This window comes from Ancylobacter vacuolatus (assembly GCF_030813595.1).
Lineage (GTDB): Bacteria > Pseudomonadota > Alphaproteobacteria > Rhizobiales > Xanthobacteraceae > Ancylobacter > Ancylobacter vacuolatus.
Genome location: NZ_JAUSUH010000019.1, coordinates 1 through 15639 on the forward strand (window position 1 = coordinate 1; position 15639 = coordinate 15639).

Annotated in this window: 11 protein-coding genes and 1 pseudogene; 7 read left to right on the forward strand and 5 right to left on the reverse strand. The window is 62.1% G+C overall.

The features are described 5' to 3' along the window. On the forward strand, positions 1-215 hold a 215-nt coding region (locus tag J2S76_RS22930; protein ID WP_307064436.1), incomplete at its 5' end, for an energy transducer TonB family protein. A 10-nt stretch (positions 216-225) separates the two neighbouring features. Here J2S76_RS22930 and J2S76_RS22935 read toward each other — a convergent pair. Beyond that, complete coding sequence (locus J2S76_RS22935) at positions 226-1389, reverse strand: PLP-dependent transferase (RefSeq protein ID WP_307064438.1); 1164 nt, start codon at positions 1387-1389, stop codon at positions 226-228. 108 nt (positions 1390-1497) lie between these two features. Between J2S76_RS22935 and J2S76_RS22940 the strand changes: the two genes are divergently transcribed. The 3 genes from J2S76_RS22940 to J2S76_RS22950 all read left to right on the forward strand — a co-directional run bounded on the left by J2S76_RS22940 (position 1498) and on the right by J2S76_RS22950 (position 4671). Next, positions 1498-1719, forward strand: a complete 222-nt coding sequence (locus tag J2S76_RS22940; RefSeq protein WP_307064440.1) for a hypothetical protein — start codon at positions 1498-1500, stop codon at positions 1717-1719. A 753-nt stretch (positions 1720-2472) separates the two neighbouring features. After that, the gene (locus J2S76_RS22945) at positions 2473-2994 is read left to right on the forward strand and encodes a YcnI family copper-binding membrane protein (RefSeq protein WP_307064442.1); all 522 of its coding nucleotides are present in this window, start codon (positions 2473-2475) and stop codon (positions 2992-2994) included. Positions 2995-3057: 63 nt separating this feature from the next. After that, entirely contained in the window at positions 3058-4671 is a 1614-nt protein-coding gene (locus J2S76_RS22950) for a copper resistance CopC/CopD family protein (protein ID WP_307064444.1), read from the forward strand. 215 nt (positions 4672-4886) lie between these two features. Here the strand turns inward: J2S76_RS22950 and J2S76_RS22955 are convergent, their stop codons facing one another. Next, positions 4887-5321, reverse strand: coding sequence for a lipid-binding SYLF domain-containing protein (locus tag J2S76_RS22955; RefSeq protein WP_307064446.1), 435 nt, complete (start codon positions 5319-5321; stop codon positions 4887-4889). A 76-nt stretch (positions 5322-5397) separates the two neighbouring features. Continuing rightward, entirely contained in the window at positions 5398-5748 is a 351-nt protein-coding gene (locus tag J2S76_RS22960) for a hypothetical protein (protein WP_307064448.1), read from the reverse strand. Positions 5749-6477: 729 nt separating this feature from the next. Here J2S76_RS22960 and J2S76_RS22965 point away from each other — a divergent pair. Continuing rightward, entirely contained in the window at positions 6478-7236 is a 759-nt protein-coding gene (locus tag J2S76_RS22965; RefSeq protein ID WP_307064450.1) for a hypothetical protein, read from the forward strand. Further along, a complete protein-coding gene (locus J2S76_RS22970) occupies positions 7233-9296 on the forward strand; it encodes a hypothetical protein (protein ID WP_307064451.1) in 2064 nt (687 codons plus the stop codon). Before J2S76_RS22965 ends, J2S76_RS22970 begins: the two co-directional genes overlap by 4 nt. A gap of 557 nt (positions 9297-9853) precedes the next feature. On the opposite strand, the gene J2S76_RS22975 is transcribed toward J2S76_RS22970, so the two are convergent. Continuing rightward, positions 9854-12571: an ATP-binding domain-containing protein gene (locus tag J2S76_RS22975; RefSeq protein WP_307064453.1), complete on the reverse strand. Its 2718-nt coding sequence runs from the start codon at positions 12569-12571 to the stop codon at positions 9854-9856. A 327-nt stretch (positions 12572-12898) separates the two neighbouring features. Continuing rightward, positions 12899-13159 (reverse strand): annotated as a pseudogene (locus J2S76_RS22980) (integrase core domain-containing protein); the annotation flags it as partial. 271 nt (positions 13160-13430) lie between these two features. Between J2S76_RS22980 and J2S76_RS22985 the strand changes: the two are divergent. Next, a complete protein-coding gene (locus J2S76_RS22985; protein ID WP_307064454.1) occupies positions 13431-15206 on the forward strand; it encodes a DUF262 domain-containing protein in 1776 nt (591 codons plus the stop codon). Positions 15207-15639: the final 433 nt, after the last annotated feature.

Sequence of the window (15639 nt, forward strand, 5' to 3'; positions counted from 1 at the left end):
GGGAAAGCGCCAGCGGCCGGGCGCGGGTGGCGTTCTCGATCAACCGGGCAGGCCAGGTGCTCTCGGTCCGGCTGGCGGGCTCATCAGGCAATGCCAGCTTCGACGAGGAAGCGGTCGCCATGGTCCGCCGCGCCTCGCCGGTGCCGGCCCCGCCGCCGGAAGTCGCCGGCGGCACCATCTCCTTCACCGTCCCGGTGCTGTTCAGCCTGAGGTGAGGATGGTGGTTCAACTGGTAAGCCGGTCCAGCAGGGCGGTCAGGTCGTCCCACAGCTCCGCCGGGTCTTCGAGCCCTATGCTGATGCGCAGTACCGGCCCGTCATAGGGCCAGCGCGTCGCGGTGCGCAGCGGGGCGATCTCCATCGGCGCCACCAGGCTGCGCGTCCCGCCCCATGAGGCGCCGATAGCGAAGATCTTCAGTTCCGACAGCGCCGAGCCCAGCCTTTCGCACGCCTTTGCCGGTAGTACCACGCTGAACAAGCCGGACCCGCCCTTGAAGTCGCGTCTGAAGGCGGCGTGGCCGGGACTGTCGGCCAGCGCGGGGTGTCGCACGGCGGCAAGGTCCGCTCGCGCGGCGAGCCGGCGGGCGAAATCCTCCGCCACCCGCCCGACATGGGCGAGGCGCACCGGCATGGTCTCGATGCCGCGCAGCGCCAGCGCACACTCATCCGGCGAGACGCCGATGCCGAGCGCCGCCAGCAGGGCATGCAGGCGGGCGTGCAGCGCCATGTCGGCGACGGTGATCGAGCCGAGCAACAGGTCGGAATGGCCACCGACATATTTGGTCAACGCTTCGGCGACGATGTCGGCGCCATGCTCCAGCGGCTTGAACAGCAGTGCCGTCGCCCAGGTGTTGTCGCAGCCGACATAGGCGCCCCTGGCCTTGGCGGCGGCGATGAGAGCGGGCACGTCCGGCACCTCCATCGAACCCGAGCCGGGGGCCTCGATCCAGAGAAGGCGGGTCCGCGCGTCGATGATCTCGCCGATGCCGGCCCCGATCATCGGGTCGTAGACGGCATGGTCGATGCCGCGCGGCGCGAGAAATTCCGCGCACAGGCTGCGCACGGGCGGGTAGACATTGTCGGGGATCAGCACGCGCTCGCCCGGAACCAGCAGCGCCAGCGTGGTGAGGGCAACCGCCGCCTGTCCGGAGGGCACGATGAGGGTGCGCGCGCCGCCGTGCAGGCGGGAGATCTGTTCCGCCAGCGTGCGGGTGGTGGGCGTGCCGTGCAGGCCGTAGGTGTAGCCGTCCGCCCCGCGCGCGGCGCGGTTCAGGAAGCTCTCGCCATCGGGATAAACGATGGTGGAGGCCCGGTGCGTGGGGACGGCGAGGCTGGCATAGCCCTCCGAGGACACCTCGGGATGGTGCACGCACAATGTGGCATCGCTCATCACGCCTCTCCCTTTGCCAGCCGCCGGCGGCGTGCCGTTCCGGCCGGCCGGAACGGCTTCCCGCTTCCCCGCGTTTAGCATCGACACGCATTTACACGGGAGAGAAACATGTCGACCCGACTGTCGATTGCGGCGCTGATTTTTCCGATGGCCAGCGCGGTGCTGTTCGGCGCCGGCCTGGTGCCGGTCATGGCAATGACCGGCAATGCCGACCATTTGAGCACGGCCTTTCCCTGGATCGTGGCGGGCAGTTTCCTGCTCGCGGCTCCGGCATCGTGGTTCCTCGCCCCGCGTCTGCGCGCGCGGGTCAACCCGCACGGGGAGCGATAGAGGCGCCGGCCGTCGCTCGCGCGGCGGACGGCACCCGGACCGGCACGCTCAGACGGGGGCGCGGCTGCCGGTCGCCGCGACGTTGGTGGCGCTGGTGCCGTTGACGCTGAGGCGGCGCTCTGGGACGGCTTGGCGGCAGGTGCGGTGTGTGTGATATCCTGATCGGGCGGCACTCACGAGTTGCCACGCGCGGCGGGAAGTTGGTTTCGTGAAACTCGAAAAGACAGGCTGGAGCTTTGCGGCCGCGCTGTGCGTGGCTTATCTGCTTGTGCTCCAGCTCGTGCTTTCGGGGGTAGCGCTCGGCGCCCATGCGGCGGCCGATTCGCACGGCCAAGCCGGCATCGTGCTGTGCCAGGGCGGGGGCGGGGGCGAACCCGTTCCTTTCGCGCCCGCGCCGGTTCCACCATGGCCTGATTGCTGTCAGCTTGTGTGCCAGATGGGGAGTGCCAGCCTTCCCGTCGCCGACAGCGTGGCGCCGATGGCCGCGCCTGTCGCCTCCGCTGCACCCTTCCGCCTCGTCCGGGATTCCTCCCCGGCAGGCCCGCCGTCGCGCCGCGCCAACCCCAGCCGCGCACCGCCCCTCTCCGCCTGACATGTCGCCCGTCCGCCCACGCTCGGCCGCAAGGCCGCGCGTGCATGCGGCTGCGCCCGGCCTCCTATCCGCCGCATAGCGCCCGTTACCGGGGCGTGCGGCCCTCCCTTCATGCAACCCGTCGGCATGAATCGCGCCGGCATCACACCGAGGAAACGCCCATGACCCGATCCACGCTACTGGCGGCTGCCCTGCTCGCGCTCGGCACCGGCACCGCCTTCGCGCACGTCACGCTGGAAGTGCAGCAGGCGCCTGTCCCCTCCACCTACAAGGCGGTTTTCCGCGCCGGCCATGGCTGCGAGGGCAAGCCCACCATCAAGGTGCGCGTCCAGATCCCCGAGGGGGTCATCTCCGTCAAGCCGCAGCCCAAGCCCGGCTGGACCATCGAGAAGGTGCGCGGAAAGTACGCCAGTACCTATGATTATTACGGCACGCCCACCAGCGAGGGCGTCAAGGAGATCATCTGGAGCGGCGGCAACCTGCCGGACGACGAATATGACGAGTTCGTCCTGCGCGCCTATCTCACCAAGGATCTGAAGCCGGGCACGACGCTCTACTTCCCCGTGGTGCAGGAATGCCCGGATGGGGCGGCCGAGCGCTGGATCGAGATCCCGGCCGAGGGCAAGAGCGCGGACGACTATGAGTATCCGGCGCCCGGCCTGAAGCTCGTCCCGAAGAACTGATCACCGCCGACCTGCCGGCGCGCTCAGGACGGGCGCGCCGGTCCCTTCTGCCGGGAAAGTCCCTTGACCGATCTTCTGCCGATGCTGCGCCGCCTTTTCCCCGCGCTTGTCCTGCTGCTCCTGGTGGCCGCGGGCCTGACCGCCGCGAGCACCCCGGTGCGGGCGCATGCCTCGCTGACCGGTGCCGTACCGGCCGATGGTTCGATGGTGCCGAGCCCGCCGACCGCCTTCGCGCTGACCTTCAGCGAACCGACATCACCCCTGCTGCTGCGCCTCATAACGCCGGACGGCAAAAGCCTGCCGCTCGACCGTTTCACCCTGCGCGATCGCACACTCGACATCGTGGCGCCGGACGCCCTCGGCTCCGGCACCTATGTGCTGAGCTGGCGCGTGGTCTCGGAGGACGGGCACCCCGTCGGCGGTTCGGTCGTGTTCTCGATCGGCGCGGCGAGCGGCGCCGCCCCGTTGGTGGCCGACGCCGCCGAGCCGGGCCTGCAAGCGGCGATCTGGACAAACCGGCTGCTGCTCTATGGCGGCCTGTTCGTCGGCATTGGCGGCGCGTTCTTTCTGGCTTGGCTGGGAGCTCCTACCCGTGATGGCGCGACGGTGATCTCCGTCGCGCTCGCCATCGGCACGGGCGCCGCTCTCCTGTCCATCGGCCTGCAGGGCCTGGACGCGCTTGGTGCACCTCTCGGCGCGCTCGGCCAGCCGATCGTCTGGCAGACCGGCTTCGCCACCAGTCTCGGGAAAAGCGTGCTGGCAAGTCTGCTGGCGATTGCGCTGGCGGGAGCGAGTCTCGCCCTGCCCGCCCTGCCCGCACGGGTGCTGACCGTACTGGCGCTGATCGGTCTTGGCAGCGCGCTTGCCGCGAGCGGCCATGCCGGGACCGCGCCGCCGCAATGGCTGACGCGGCCATCGGTGTTCCTGCATGCGGTCGGCATCGCGCTGTGGGGCGGCGCGCTGGCGCCGCTCGGCTTGCAGATCGCGCGTCGATCGCCAAATGCCGCGGCGACGCTGCGGCGGTTCTCCCGCTTCATTCCGTTTGCCGTGCTGCCTCTGGTGGCCTCCGGCCTCCTGCTGGCAATGATCCAGCTCGAAAACCTGCGCGCGCTGTGGAGCTCCGCCTATGGGCAGGTGCTATCAGCCAAGCTCGTGCTGGTCGCCCTTCTGTTCGCGCTGGCGGCCTACAACCGGCTGCGCCTGACGGAACCTGCCCGGCAGGGCGAGGCGCGCGCGACGCGCCGCCTGCTCGGCTCGATCCGGCTGGAAATCGTCCTCGTCCTGGTGATCTTCGGGCTCGCTGCCCTGTGGCGGTTCACCCCGCCGCCGCGCGCTCTCGCCCTCGCCGCCGCCCAGCCGGCGCCGATCCATATTCACGCACTGAAAGCGATGGCGGATATCACCGTGACGCCGGGGCGTGTGGGCGCGGTGAATGTCGACATGATGCTGATGACCGGAGAGTTCGGGCCGCTCGATGCCAAGGAGGTGACGCTGGTGCTCGCCAATCCGGCGCGCGGCATCGAGCCGATCCGTCGCAAGGCCGAGCGGCGCGACGGGCTGTGGCGGATTGACGGGCTGGTTATGCCCGCGCCCGGCGAGTGGACCGTGCGCCTCGACATCCTCATCACCGATTTCGAGATGACGCGGCTCGAAGGCGCGCTACCGATCCGCCCCTAGCCTTGCCGCGCCGACAGAGTGTGATGGGCAGGGACCCGGGGCCTCCATCAGCGCCAGGACGTCGTTGTCGCTGAAAACCGACCCTACGGCACGCGCCAATCTCTGTCGCCCTCTGCCGCGGCGTGTCCTCAGAACGGCCGACCGGTAGCCGATGTCGCGGCGCTGATGAAAGCGACGGCGGCGTTAATCGCGCCGCCGTCGCTCCAGGTAAGTCCTCACTTCAGCGACAAAGCCAGTCCGCTCAGATCAAGGCTGACGATGACGCCCTTTTGCTCACCGCTCAGCTCCAGAACAGCGCCGTTCTGGTTCGTCAGGACGACGACCTGGGCGCCCTTGCCGAAGGCGGCGCCAGCACCGCCCTGGGCATAGACCCCGGAAACGTCAGACGGACGCCGGATATTTTTGACCGTTCCATGCAGTCGTGTCTCGGAAGCGCCGAAGGTCAAGCCATAGCTCAGCCCACCGACCGAGAGCGGATATTTGCGGCCCTGAAACGTCAGCACGCCGTCGCCGGCTGATCCACCGACCACGAACCCGGCCTTCAAGATACGGATGCTGATGGTGCCGTCATCGGCGCTCGCCATCGATACGGCGCCGATGAGCGTTGCCAATGCGAGGAGCCCGACCCTTAGGACCGACAAGAGTTTCATCGACGATACCTTCCAAACGAGAGCGATGCGCGATGTTGCCCATCGTCAGACAACGCTCACTCTGGCGTTTCGTTGCTCAACAATCAACCGCGAGACGGAACGCCTTTTCGTTGCGCCATAGCCATTGCGGCGTGTGCGCCTCGCACTCCCGCAGCTTGTCCCAGCGCTCTCCCCGGGCCCAGGCGCCGCGCGCCGCGCTGCCCTCGACACGGGCGAGCTCCCGCCCGGGCGGGTCGGCGTGCCAGAGACCGCATGTGCTGAGCAGCGTGGCGGCGGCGGTGCGAAAGCCATGCGATGTCACCTCGCCCTGCGCAGAGCCCAAACGGCGCAAGGCGGCATTCGGCGTGTTTTCGGAGATCGGGCGCAGGACGGTCTTTGAGTGAATCGGCCGGCTCTGCGCCCCGGCAGGCGGCATGTGAAAGCGCATCGGGGCACACGGCTTGGGGGCGATACCAACAATCTTGTTGGATGCACCCACACGGCGCTGGATAGCGCTAGACCACCAACACGCTTGTTTTCGCGGATTTTGCTGGGTTTCCTAGATTAGGCCGGACAGTGCCCGACCAGGAAATGGTGTCAGGGACGGAGTCGAATTAAATCAACAACCCGTTATTTAGAAACGGAAATCGGATCGACGCGCTGACGATAGCCCAACATATATACCAACAAATTAGTCGGCTGCGATTGAGATTTCTTGATTCGTCGTCGCCCCGGGAAGGTCGAGCAGGTTATTTCGCGTCAAGGCGATCAGCAGAAAGTGCCACTGGCGTGGCAGGCCCTGACCTTCGTCGACGAGGATCCCCCTTACCGTGTCAGGGCAGTCCGATTTCGCGAGCCGAGCCCAGATGGCCGAGAGCCGCTCTGCGGCGGTTGGGCTTGGACAAGAAGGAGATGACTTCCAAGGCTTTCGCGCCATAGCGGCGCGGCTCGATGAGAAGACCCGAGCAAGTGCCGGCCATCGAGCGCCCGCCGGTGGATCAGGACGCCAATGCCAACCGCCGCACTTACAACACGCCACCGAACATTGGGACGGGCGCGTGCGCATGAGGATGTAGAGATAGGATAAGCAATGGCTGTCGCAACGCACTCGATAGTGCGATAGAGATCGAGCCGTATTCGATCACCGATTAGACAGTGCGGGCGCGGATCTAGATCTATGACGTTGTCGGATTTCCTGGAGCTGACACAGGCTACCCAAAGCCCTTTGAGTCTGGTGCATTGCACGACCGTCGATCAGGGCGTCCAGATGCTCGCGTCGGGAGAGCTCCGCCCTACCCACTGCGGCGTATATGACGACGACCTGCTGTACCTGTTTTATGGACGCCCTGCTTACAAGCCCGCAGAACGGGCGGGTGCCAGCTACATGGTCGAACTGGCTCCGATGTGCCTCGTGCTCAAACCGTCGCTGCTAGCTTCCGCTCGGAGAAGCCTGCCGTTCGATAGCGGAGGTTTCTCGCGCTACGAGAACCTGATCGGACGGGGCCTGTCCCGCCAGGACTTCGAACTTTCGGGTGATGAAACGGCACCATCTCGCCTCGTCACCGCGTTCTACGGCAACAACAGGAACTATTACGAGCAGCTTCCGCTGCAACAACCGCAATTCGATGTGTCGCGACGTACGGCTCGGGCATTGGCCCGGCTGATCTCGGACACGAGCATTCGAAACGACGACGATCGATGCGGAACCATCGAGGTCCAGTTTTCGCAGCCGATCCGCATCGCCGAAGCGCTGCAGGCGATAGTAGCACCTGCAGCAATGCTCGCCGATCCCGAAGTACAACGGATCCTAGAAGCAAGTCCGGACGCAATTCCCCTCGCTTACAAGATCTATGGCCGCTTTAACCCAGCGAATTACGCGAGCGCGATCTACGAGCGGGTCGAACAAGTCCTTGAAGGCCAAGGAGCGTTCGCGTGACGACGACCTACACGCTCAAGGGTTTCGCGGACAGCGTAGGGCGGGGACAGGGTTTCCTTCTTCCCATTTTCGGGCGCCGCGCCTCCAACGCCGACTTCGTGCAGCGGGTATCCGACACCGGTGTAATACTCGGGTTCGAGACGATCGGCGAGTTGGATGCTCGCGTGCTCTACCATGACCAGGTTGACGACCAAGCAGTCGCTGGCGACGCCGCCATCATGGCTTTCGGCTTCGCCGAGGACGACATCGTCGTCGATCGCCTCGACCCTTTCCGACGGAAACTTGCCGCTAGACTTAACGACCCGATTCTAGCGAGCAACGCTTTGCTCGCGATCGAGGTTTCCGAGTTCTTGGGCGATGGACAGAAGCGGTTGGAGTTCGCCGAACGGGCGTATCTAGACATCGAGCGGCGGAGTGCAAAGGCGGCACGCCACTGGTCGGACCTTTCGTTGCTATCGGCCGACGTGCGTGCCGCCCTTGCCGAAGAGTCGGGGCGTCCGATCTCCGACTTCAGGAAGGTCGTCGCCATTCGGGAGAACGAGCGCGTACGATTAGCGGGATTGCCTGCGGACCTCGTATCGAACAGCCGACTGCATCGGCATGCCGTGCGGATCGCCATGGAAGGTCTCCCCTCCCTATACAAGTCAGGGGAAAGTACGTGGCCGGTCGATGCCGGTAAATTCGTCGAGCGACATGGAGGCGGACCCGACGCCGAGGCAATCGTATGGCTTGTCGATCGCGGCATAGCGGAAGCTAGGTCGGCGGTGGAAGATGATTTCAGTTGGCGCGTGGATGCGTTCGGGCCCGAAGAGTTCGAGAGTTTCACCAGGGCGGCAAAGAAGGCGAAGGGTACGCCGGCTTTCGCGGTTATCGGCCGGGACATCTCTCAGATCGAGATCGATCGCATGCTGGATCCGAGGGTCACGACGATCGAGATCGGCGCGTCGGTCGCCGCCCCGCGCATCTATGAGCAGGAGGAACAGCGGCGTTTGCGCATCCTCGTTCCGCCATCCGGCTTCAATGGATCTCGTGGGTCTGCGCAATCGATCGGAGCGATGATACGCCTTATCGTAGCCGCTTTGTCGGCCGAACGCGGTCGTTCCAAGCATCGCATGCATGCGTTCGTAAAGGCTCGGGGAATGGGCGAGTTCCCGCAAATCGACGCCTGCGCCGCGATATACGATCGGCTGATGTTGATGAATCTTGGCACCAGTGGCGGTGTCGCGATCCCCGGAGCAAGGAACGATCATCGTTCGTACGATGATCGTCAGAACTTCGTCGAGCTGTTCGAGGACACGCAGCTACTCGAAGGTCGGAGGGTACGACACGAAATGCGCAAGTCCGCCGCCGACCTAGCTCTGCTCGTACCGATAAGACGGCGTCGCCGCGAGGACGACGGTGAGTTTGCCCGGCTGATCAAGGCCCTCCTCGCCCGGCGAGGCCTCAATCCATCTGGAGGGAGATCGGACGATACGGTGAGTTTCTATGTGGATGTGGCGGGATCCCTCAGGGTGGTCGAGATCCCTGATAGTCGCGGTTCCTATCGTGCCAACTGGACGCTTTCGGACGTGCTCTATCACCGGGACCTTGATCGGATCGAGACGGTCTCCGTTCGGCCCGACGCCACGCCTTCTGTCATCTTAGGCATGCTGCACATTCAGAACCATCTCGTCGCGAACCTGCGGGACCTTTCTGCCGCCGATCCAGCAGGCGGCATTTGGTCGATCCTCGGCTCACAATTTAGACGGCAAAGCGGCGGTTTGGCATCGAAGGGGCGAAGCCATTTCATGGCACTCCTGGTCAATCATGCGTTGAACCGCAACGCGGCCCCGTCGCATCTCCATCAACTTCTCTTCGAAAACATCCACTCATCAGCGCTGGGCCGGGAGCTCCATTTCACCTGGGGCAAGGTACGTCAAGGCAAGCTGAAGACGCACGGGGAGGTTCAGCTCTTTCGGCGCAGCGGACGCAGCCTCAAATCCTCAGCTGACGCCATCGTGGAGTTCATGATTGACATCAACCCCGACGGCGTATCCCTCGAACCATTGACCCGCGACTAGTTGACGAAGGTGGTCAATTCATCCTTCGCCCCGGTAGGAACCTGTCAGCTAGCATCTCGAACCAGCTCTACCGCGCGATGGTTAGGCAATCTCGCGGATGAGCTCTTCGTCATCCGTGTCACCGGTGTTATCGCCCTAGCGGTTCGGTCAGAACTGCCGGACCATGCTGCGTCGCACGCGCTGACCGGATCCCTAGTTGCCACTCGGTCTAAGGCTAGACGATAGCCGGAGGGAAGCCCAGCGATCAAGCCGATCCGCGCAACCGAACCGAGAGCAGGCTTTTGCCGACCACCGCCGAAAACCCCTCTATTGCAATTGTCGGCCGTTAGGCCAATTCGGCAGGGATTGTCGGTCACTTCCGCAGGGTGTCAGAACCGCCCGTCCGGGGTCATGTGCAACTGCCGCAAAACACCTGTTTTTGGGTAGGTCGATAGGCACCCGACCGGAGCGCCTCACTGGAGTCAACTTGCCCTCGAGCGACGCTGCCTCATTCTTAATTGGCTTACTGCACTGGATTGAGAGGCGTCGTATCGCGTTATCGACCTCCATCATACATTTTAGGGTCGCTCGTCGAAGGTCTGACCGAAGTCGCCAACCAAGGGCGCCAGGGCTGGGGGAACCGTCGGTTTCGCTGTCACTAGGCCAAGATAGGTCGCCGCACGCGTCGCGCCGACATAGAGGAATTTGTCAAAAAGGTCAGGATGTCGTTCGGCCAGCATGTCTACTCCCACGAAGAACACCGCCTCGAATTCCAGTCCTTTGATGTGCTTAACATCGAAGACCCGCACGTTGTGGTCTCTACCGCGTGAGCGCCCCTCCAAGCATGCCTCGCAGCGGATGTTAAGCGCGAGCAACACCTCATCCAAGGCGTCGGCAACAGGCTGCACCTCGGCCTCCTCATTTACCAGCACTGCCACAGAAGGAAGCCGGCCGGTGAAATGCTCAATCTCCACGATGCGATCCTTCAGCCATCGCGCGAGACTAGGAGTGTCTAGGCCAACAGCCAAAACTGGTCGCGGTCCATCGTTGGTCAAATGCTGGGGGAGCTTGGCGGCTTCGGGGTGGTGGCCGGTTAGACCGCTGAGGCGGGCGGCCAGCTCAGCCAAGGGGCGCGAGTGGCGATAAGTAATCTCGATCCGGCGAATGTCTATGTCGGAGAACACCCACCGCAGGTCTGCCTCGGTCCGCGCGCCCCACGACGTGATCCGCTGGTTAAAGTCTCCGCAGGCGACAAAGGAGCCAATCGCGGGGTCAGAGAGCTGAGCCATGCATGCCAGTTGAATGGGCGAAAAATCGGTCGCCTCGTCCACTACGACCTGATTCCGCATTAGCGATCGAATGTTCCTCAGCAGCATATAGCGGGGTTCATCAACAGCTGATACCACCCGCCGATCTGCCAGTAATAGCCGACCGGCCCGCAAGGTAGCCAATATTACTAAATCAACTTCCAGCGGTGACAGGTCCGGCCCCGGTATAGCCTCGGCATACCAGCGACCTTGAGCCAAACGTTCTCGCCGAAATTGGCCGTAGCGTAAGCGGACTCTGGCGACGTACTCACGGATAGGGTTTGCGAAGCGTCGCAGCGCCTGACGTTGAAGCTCGGCCTCACCGACTTCCTTAAGGGAAGTCTCGTCTAATCCCCGGTCTCCGAGCCATTCCAAGATCCGTCCATCGCGCGACTTCGTTCCAATTGAACGCCTTTGCACCCTAGATCTGGCTCTGCGCTTCTGGGCCTTAATGTAGATCGCTATGGCTTCCTCACGGTTTCCCCTCGGAACTGCCTCCTCCTCCTCCTCCTCGTCAGCGTCGACGTCGTCCGCATCCTCCACTGGTTCAATTGCGTCCCGCGCCGACTTGGCAAAATCATAGAGCTTGTCCAAGAAATCCCTATCGAATCGCGCATGGTGCGCGATCGAAGAGCGGATCGTCTTCTCCGTCGCAGTTTTGATTTCGTGTTCAAGCGCTGATAGCTCCCCGCGGAGCTGGTCGAAGGCTAGCAGCGCGCCAGCTCCCACTTGGCTGCGGCGCTCAGGAAGAATGGCGGCGATGCGTTGCCCCAAGGTGCGGACGCGCGAATCATGCGCTTCGCTCAGCACTACCGCTTGGCTGCCCAAGCTCATCCAGAAGTTCTCGGCCTGCCAGGACTGAAAGTCCTCGAACCAATCAATTTGATGCAATATTGCCTCAGGCAGAAGGTTCCGAGCCCTCGGCTTAATTAAGCCGCCACTCGTGGCGCTTCCGGAACGGAGCACACCCAGCCGGTTGCGGCCGAGCTCCACCCTCTGATCCTCCCAGGTCTGCACGGTGTAGTCGGACGCCGGAACACCCTCGCGACCCAGGGCTTCGACGACGTAACGCTTTAGAAGCTCGGTGGGCGTAAACATCAGCCAACTATTCTTATGCCCGGCGGCACCTGCTGCTGATCTCTCGACCAGTTCAACTTCCTCCGGCTCAAGATAATCGATGTCGCATTTCTGGCGTAAACGCTTAATTAGCGTTGTAGTCTTACCAGCACCCGGCGGGCCCAAGATGGCCAATTGCGTATCTAGCGGCAATCGAAAGATGTTGTCTTGGTACAAGTCCAAGACTGAGCGCTCACGTAGCTCCATTTTTTCAATTACCGAGCGCCGTATACCATCAACAATGTTGCCCGCAGTGGGGTCTCCTGCTATCAATTGGGCTAGGTAGTCATCGTCGGTGACCTCTATACCGATCGAGCGGAGCGCTGTGCGCAACGAACGAACCGTAACCGGTCCTGCGGTAAGGCTCTCGAATACTGTGTCAATAGCGTCCCATTCGCCAGCCTTCTTAACAGGTTTGATTAGCGCTTTCTCCACGACTTCGTAATTGCGCACTCCGGTGGAGGTGAGCACTTCGCCATCATGGCCTACGGGCAGAGCCGCCAAGCGGCCCATCGGCGAAAGGTAACTGGCGCATTGCGCGTCGGCTAACGGTGTAGCTCGCGTTATGAAGATGGTTCGTTCAGGACCATCCTCGACTCGGACGACTAGGCGGGCAATGGCCGGTTCACGGGCAAGTTCGGACAAGCTTCGGTGTTCAGCCTCGGAAATTCCCGCCAGCTTCTCGCCCGCGTTGGAGGTCAGCGAATTGTAGGATGCCAGTGCCATGCCTGCGCTAGGTGCGGGCCTTTTCAGAAGTGCTTCGGCGCTAATAGCCGTTTGATCGATCTTATTAAGAGTTTCTTCGGCAATTGAACGAATTTGATCCTCGATCGGCCTCTGCACCTCCTCTTCGATCCTACCCGAGCCCAGCATGTTTTCTCCCCCGAGACTTTTAGTTCAGCTTCGATTCTTAGAAGCGCACTTTCGTAGTGCAGGATCAACGTTGGCAACGCTACGATTCACATCATGTTGGATCGAGCCATGTCAACATACTCAATGGTCGGTCGATCCTCGGACAACGCCAAGGAATAATAATTTGAGGGATTTGGTACGACGATATGAACGAGCCCGTCCAGTTTATCACGGGAGTCTAAACACTGAGCGTCGCGACCGCCGGCTGAAGTTTTTGACGAGGTGAGCCTCTCGCGAGAGAGGCGGGTGTAGTGGCCTGCTGCCGGTTCTGTGGAGACGAGGTAAAACTAACTGTGCTCGCTGCTCGAGCTTGATTGGGCTCATATAAACCAATATCGAGTGCCTGCGCCGGCGATTGTAGAAGCGCGCGATGTAGTGGAGCGCAACTGCTCTCGCGTCATTGCTCGTCCTGTAGAACTCGCGGGCTGTCCGCTCGGTTTTCAGCGACGAGAAAAATCTCTACATCGCAGCATTGTCCCAGACGTTGACTGACCGGCGCATCGAGCAGGTGATGCCCTGATCGGCCATCAGGCTTCGGAGCCGCTTGCTCGCCTTCGCCTCGCGAATCCATTTACGGAGCACATTCTTGTGGACATCCAAGTCGCGATCAGCCTGCGCACCCGCAACGCCCCGCATCCTCCACCAACCTCACATCCTCGAGCTTGAACACGCGGTTGAACCGCCGTTGTTGCATTCCCGGGCTCCAGTCCAGTTGAACAACTTATCTCAGTGCCCACGCAACCGGCAGCAGGCCAACTTGCATGTTGGCACCACGTGTTCCACCCGTTAGGGTGACGGTAGAGTGTTGGGGGAGAGGCGGTTGTACAAACCAGGCGGAACAATAGCGGAAGCGCTCAGCCGCATCCAAACGAAGAGCTACGTCTTGCCTGCTATTCAGCGCGAGTTTGTCTGGAAGCCGGAGCAGATTGAACGGCTTTTCGATAGCCTAATGCAGGGCTACCCTTTTGGAACATTTCTTTTCTGGAAAGTAGAAGTCGCGACTAGCGCGAAATTTAAGTTCTATGATTTTGTCCTAAACTACCATCAGCGCGACGCTGCTCACTGCCCTGAATTACCCACGCTGCACCACCAAAGCGTTACGGCAGTTCTGGATGGACAACAGCGCCTAACTGCATTGAACATTGGCCTTAGGGGTTCAATGGCGATCAAGCAACCGAACAAGTGGTGGAATAATCCGGACGCGTTTCCGGTGCGTACGCTCCGACTCGATCTCCTATCTGCGCCGTCGCCTGATGAGGACGGCGCGCGGTATCGGTTCAAATTCTTAGACGAAGGACAAGTGGCACGGGATGAATCCGCCCACTGGTTCAAGGTTCCCGACATTCTCGGCATGGATGATGGCCCCGCAATGTTGACCGCGCTTATGGAGCGCGGGCTTCAAGGTGACGCGTTGCAACGCGCCTATGCGATACTCGACAGGCTCCACCGAGTCGTCAACTCACACAATCTGATCAATTATTACGAAGAAGAGACGCAGGACCTTGAGCGCGTTCTTAATATCTTCATTCGCCTTAACTCGGGTGGGACAGTCCTCTCGTACTCGGACCTTCTGCTCAGCATCGCCGTGGCTCAATGGAAGCAGGTCGACGCTCGGGCAGAGATCCACAAGCTGGTGGACGAGCTCAACCGCATCGGAACTGGCTTTGCACTCAGCCAGGATTTCGTTCTGAAGGCCGGCCTCATGCTTGCGGATATCGCGTCCGTCGGCTTCAAGGTCGAGAACTTCACGACTGCCAACATGCTCGCGCTGGAATCAAATTGGCTTGCCATCCGATCCGCACTGGTAAGGACGGTAGAGCTCGCCGCCAGTTTTGGCCTGAACGGACAGACACTCAAGGCGGACAGTTCGCTCTTGCCCATCGCATACTATCTGTACAAGCGAGGTGCGCCTTCCAACTACGTGACGCACAGCCAATATGCTGATGACCGTGGAGCGATTAGAGGCTGGCTGGTGCGATCGATTGTCAAGGCCTCCGGCATCTGGGGAAGCGGTCTCGACACCCTGCTGACGGCGTTGCGCGAGGTGATACAGTCAAGCGATGGGTCCGCATTCCCGGTCGAGCAACTGCGGCAGGCTATGAGCCAGCGCGGAAAATCGCTGGCGTTCGAGCCGGCCGAGATCGAAGATCTCCTTCACTTGGAATACGGAGACAAGCGGACGTTCCCGCTCCTTTCGCTTCTGTTTCCGTTCGTTGACTTGCGCAATCAATTTCACGTGGACCACGTCTTTCCGATTTCAAGATTCACCGCTGCCAAGTTACAACGGCAAGGGTTCAGCGGAGCGCAATCTGAAGTCATGGGCAGGCAGGTGGACACGCTGCCGAACCTTCAACTGCTCGAAGGTGCCATCAACAATGAAAAGCGCGCCTCTCTCCCGGCGGCATGGCTAGCGGTTCATTTGCCAGATCCCGTGTCAAAGCAGCACTATCTGACCAAGCATGAACTCGGGGATATGCCGGCTGACCTTGAAGGGTTCGAATCCTTCTATTCCGCTCGCCGAGATCGACTCCGGATCAAACTGAATGAGTTGCTCGGCAGCCAACCTGCCGCGTCGCTATCTGCCGTCGCACAATGACATTTCATCCCCGCGCAACCATAGAGTGTAGTCGGGAATAACGGCGCCACGAGGACGCAAACCCGCAACAAGGCATGCGGCACCTAAGCTGGAGTAGGCGTATGCGCCGGTCGAGGCGACGCACTGGGCCGCCGCCGCGCCTCACCCCATCTCCTCAAGCGTCGTCCTCGCTCATTGGGATACTCCGCCCACACTCATATCATACGTCCGCGCTCGCCCCGATACTCGGCGGAGTGGGTGTAGGCGCGGCCGATGGCGTTGGCGTCCTGGTGCGCGAGTTGACGCTCTATATGACCTGAGACCCTTTTTTCCTCCGGCTTAGATGAGAGTCCGAGGGTTGTTGATCCGCCCCCATTCTTTGGACCGCCGGAGGCTAGAGTTTCCGGCCTGTTTCACGGCGGTGGGCTGGCGGCACCGCCGGGGTTCTGCAACG

Excerpts from the sequence above, each read along its gene's own strand:
- J2S76_RS22940 (WP_307064440.1), top strand. The coding sequence starts at position 1,498 with ATGTCGACCCGACTGTCGATTGCGGCGCTGATTTTTCCGATGGCCAGC.
- J2S76_RS22955 (WP_307064446.1), bottom strand. The coding sequence starts at position 5,321 with ATGAAACTCTTGTCGGTCCTAAGGGTCGGGCTCCTCGCATTGGCAACG.
- J2S76_RS22960 (WP_307064448.1), bottom strand. The coding sequence starts at position 5,748 with ATGCGCTTTCACATGCCGCCTGCCGGGGCGCAGAGCCGGCCGATTCAC.
- J2S76_RS22975 (WP_307064453.1), bottom strand. The coding sequence starts at position 12,571 with ATGCTGGGCTCGGGTAGGATCGAAGAGGAGGTGCAGAGGCCGATCGAG.
- J2S76_RS22945 (WP_307064442.1), top strand. The coding sequence starts at position 2,473 with ATGACCCGATCCACGCTACTGGCGGCTGCCCTGCTCGCGCTCGGCACC.
- J2S76_RS22965 (WP_307064450.1), top strand. The coding sequence starts at position 6,478 with ATGACGTTGTCGGATTTCCTGGAGCTGACACAGGCTACCCAAAGCCCT.
- J2S76_RS22935 (WP_307064438.1), bottom strand. The coding sequence starts at position 1,389 with ATGAGCGATGCCACATTGTGCGTGCACCATCCCGAGGTGTCCTCGGAG.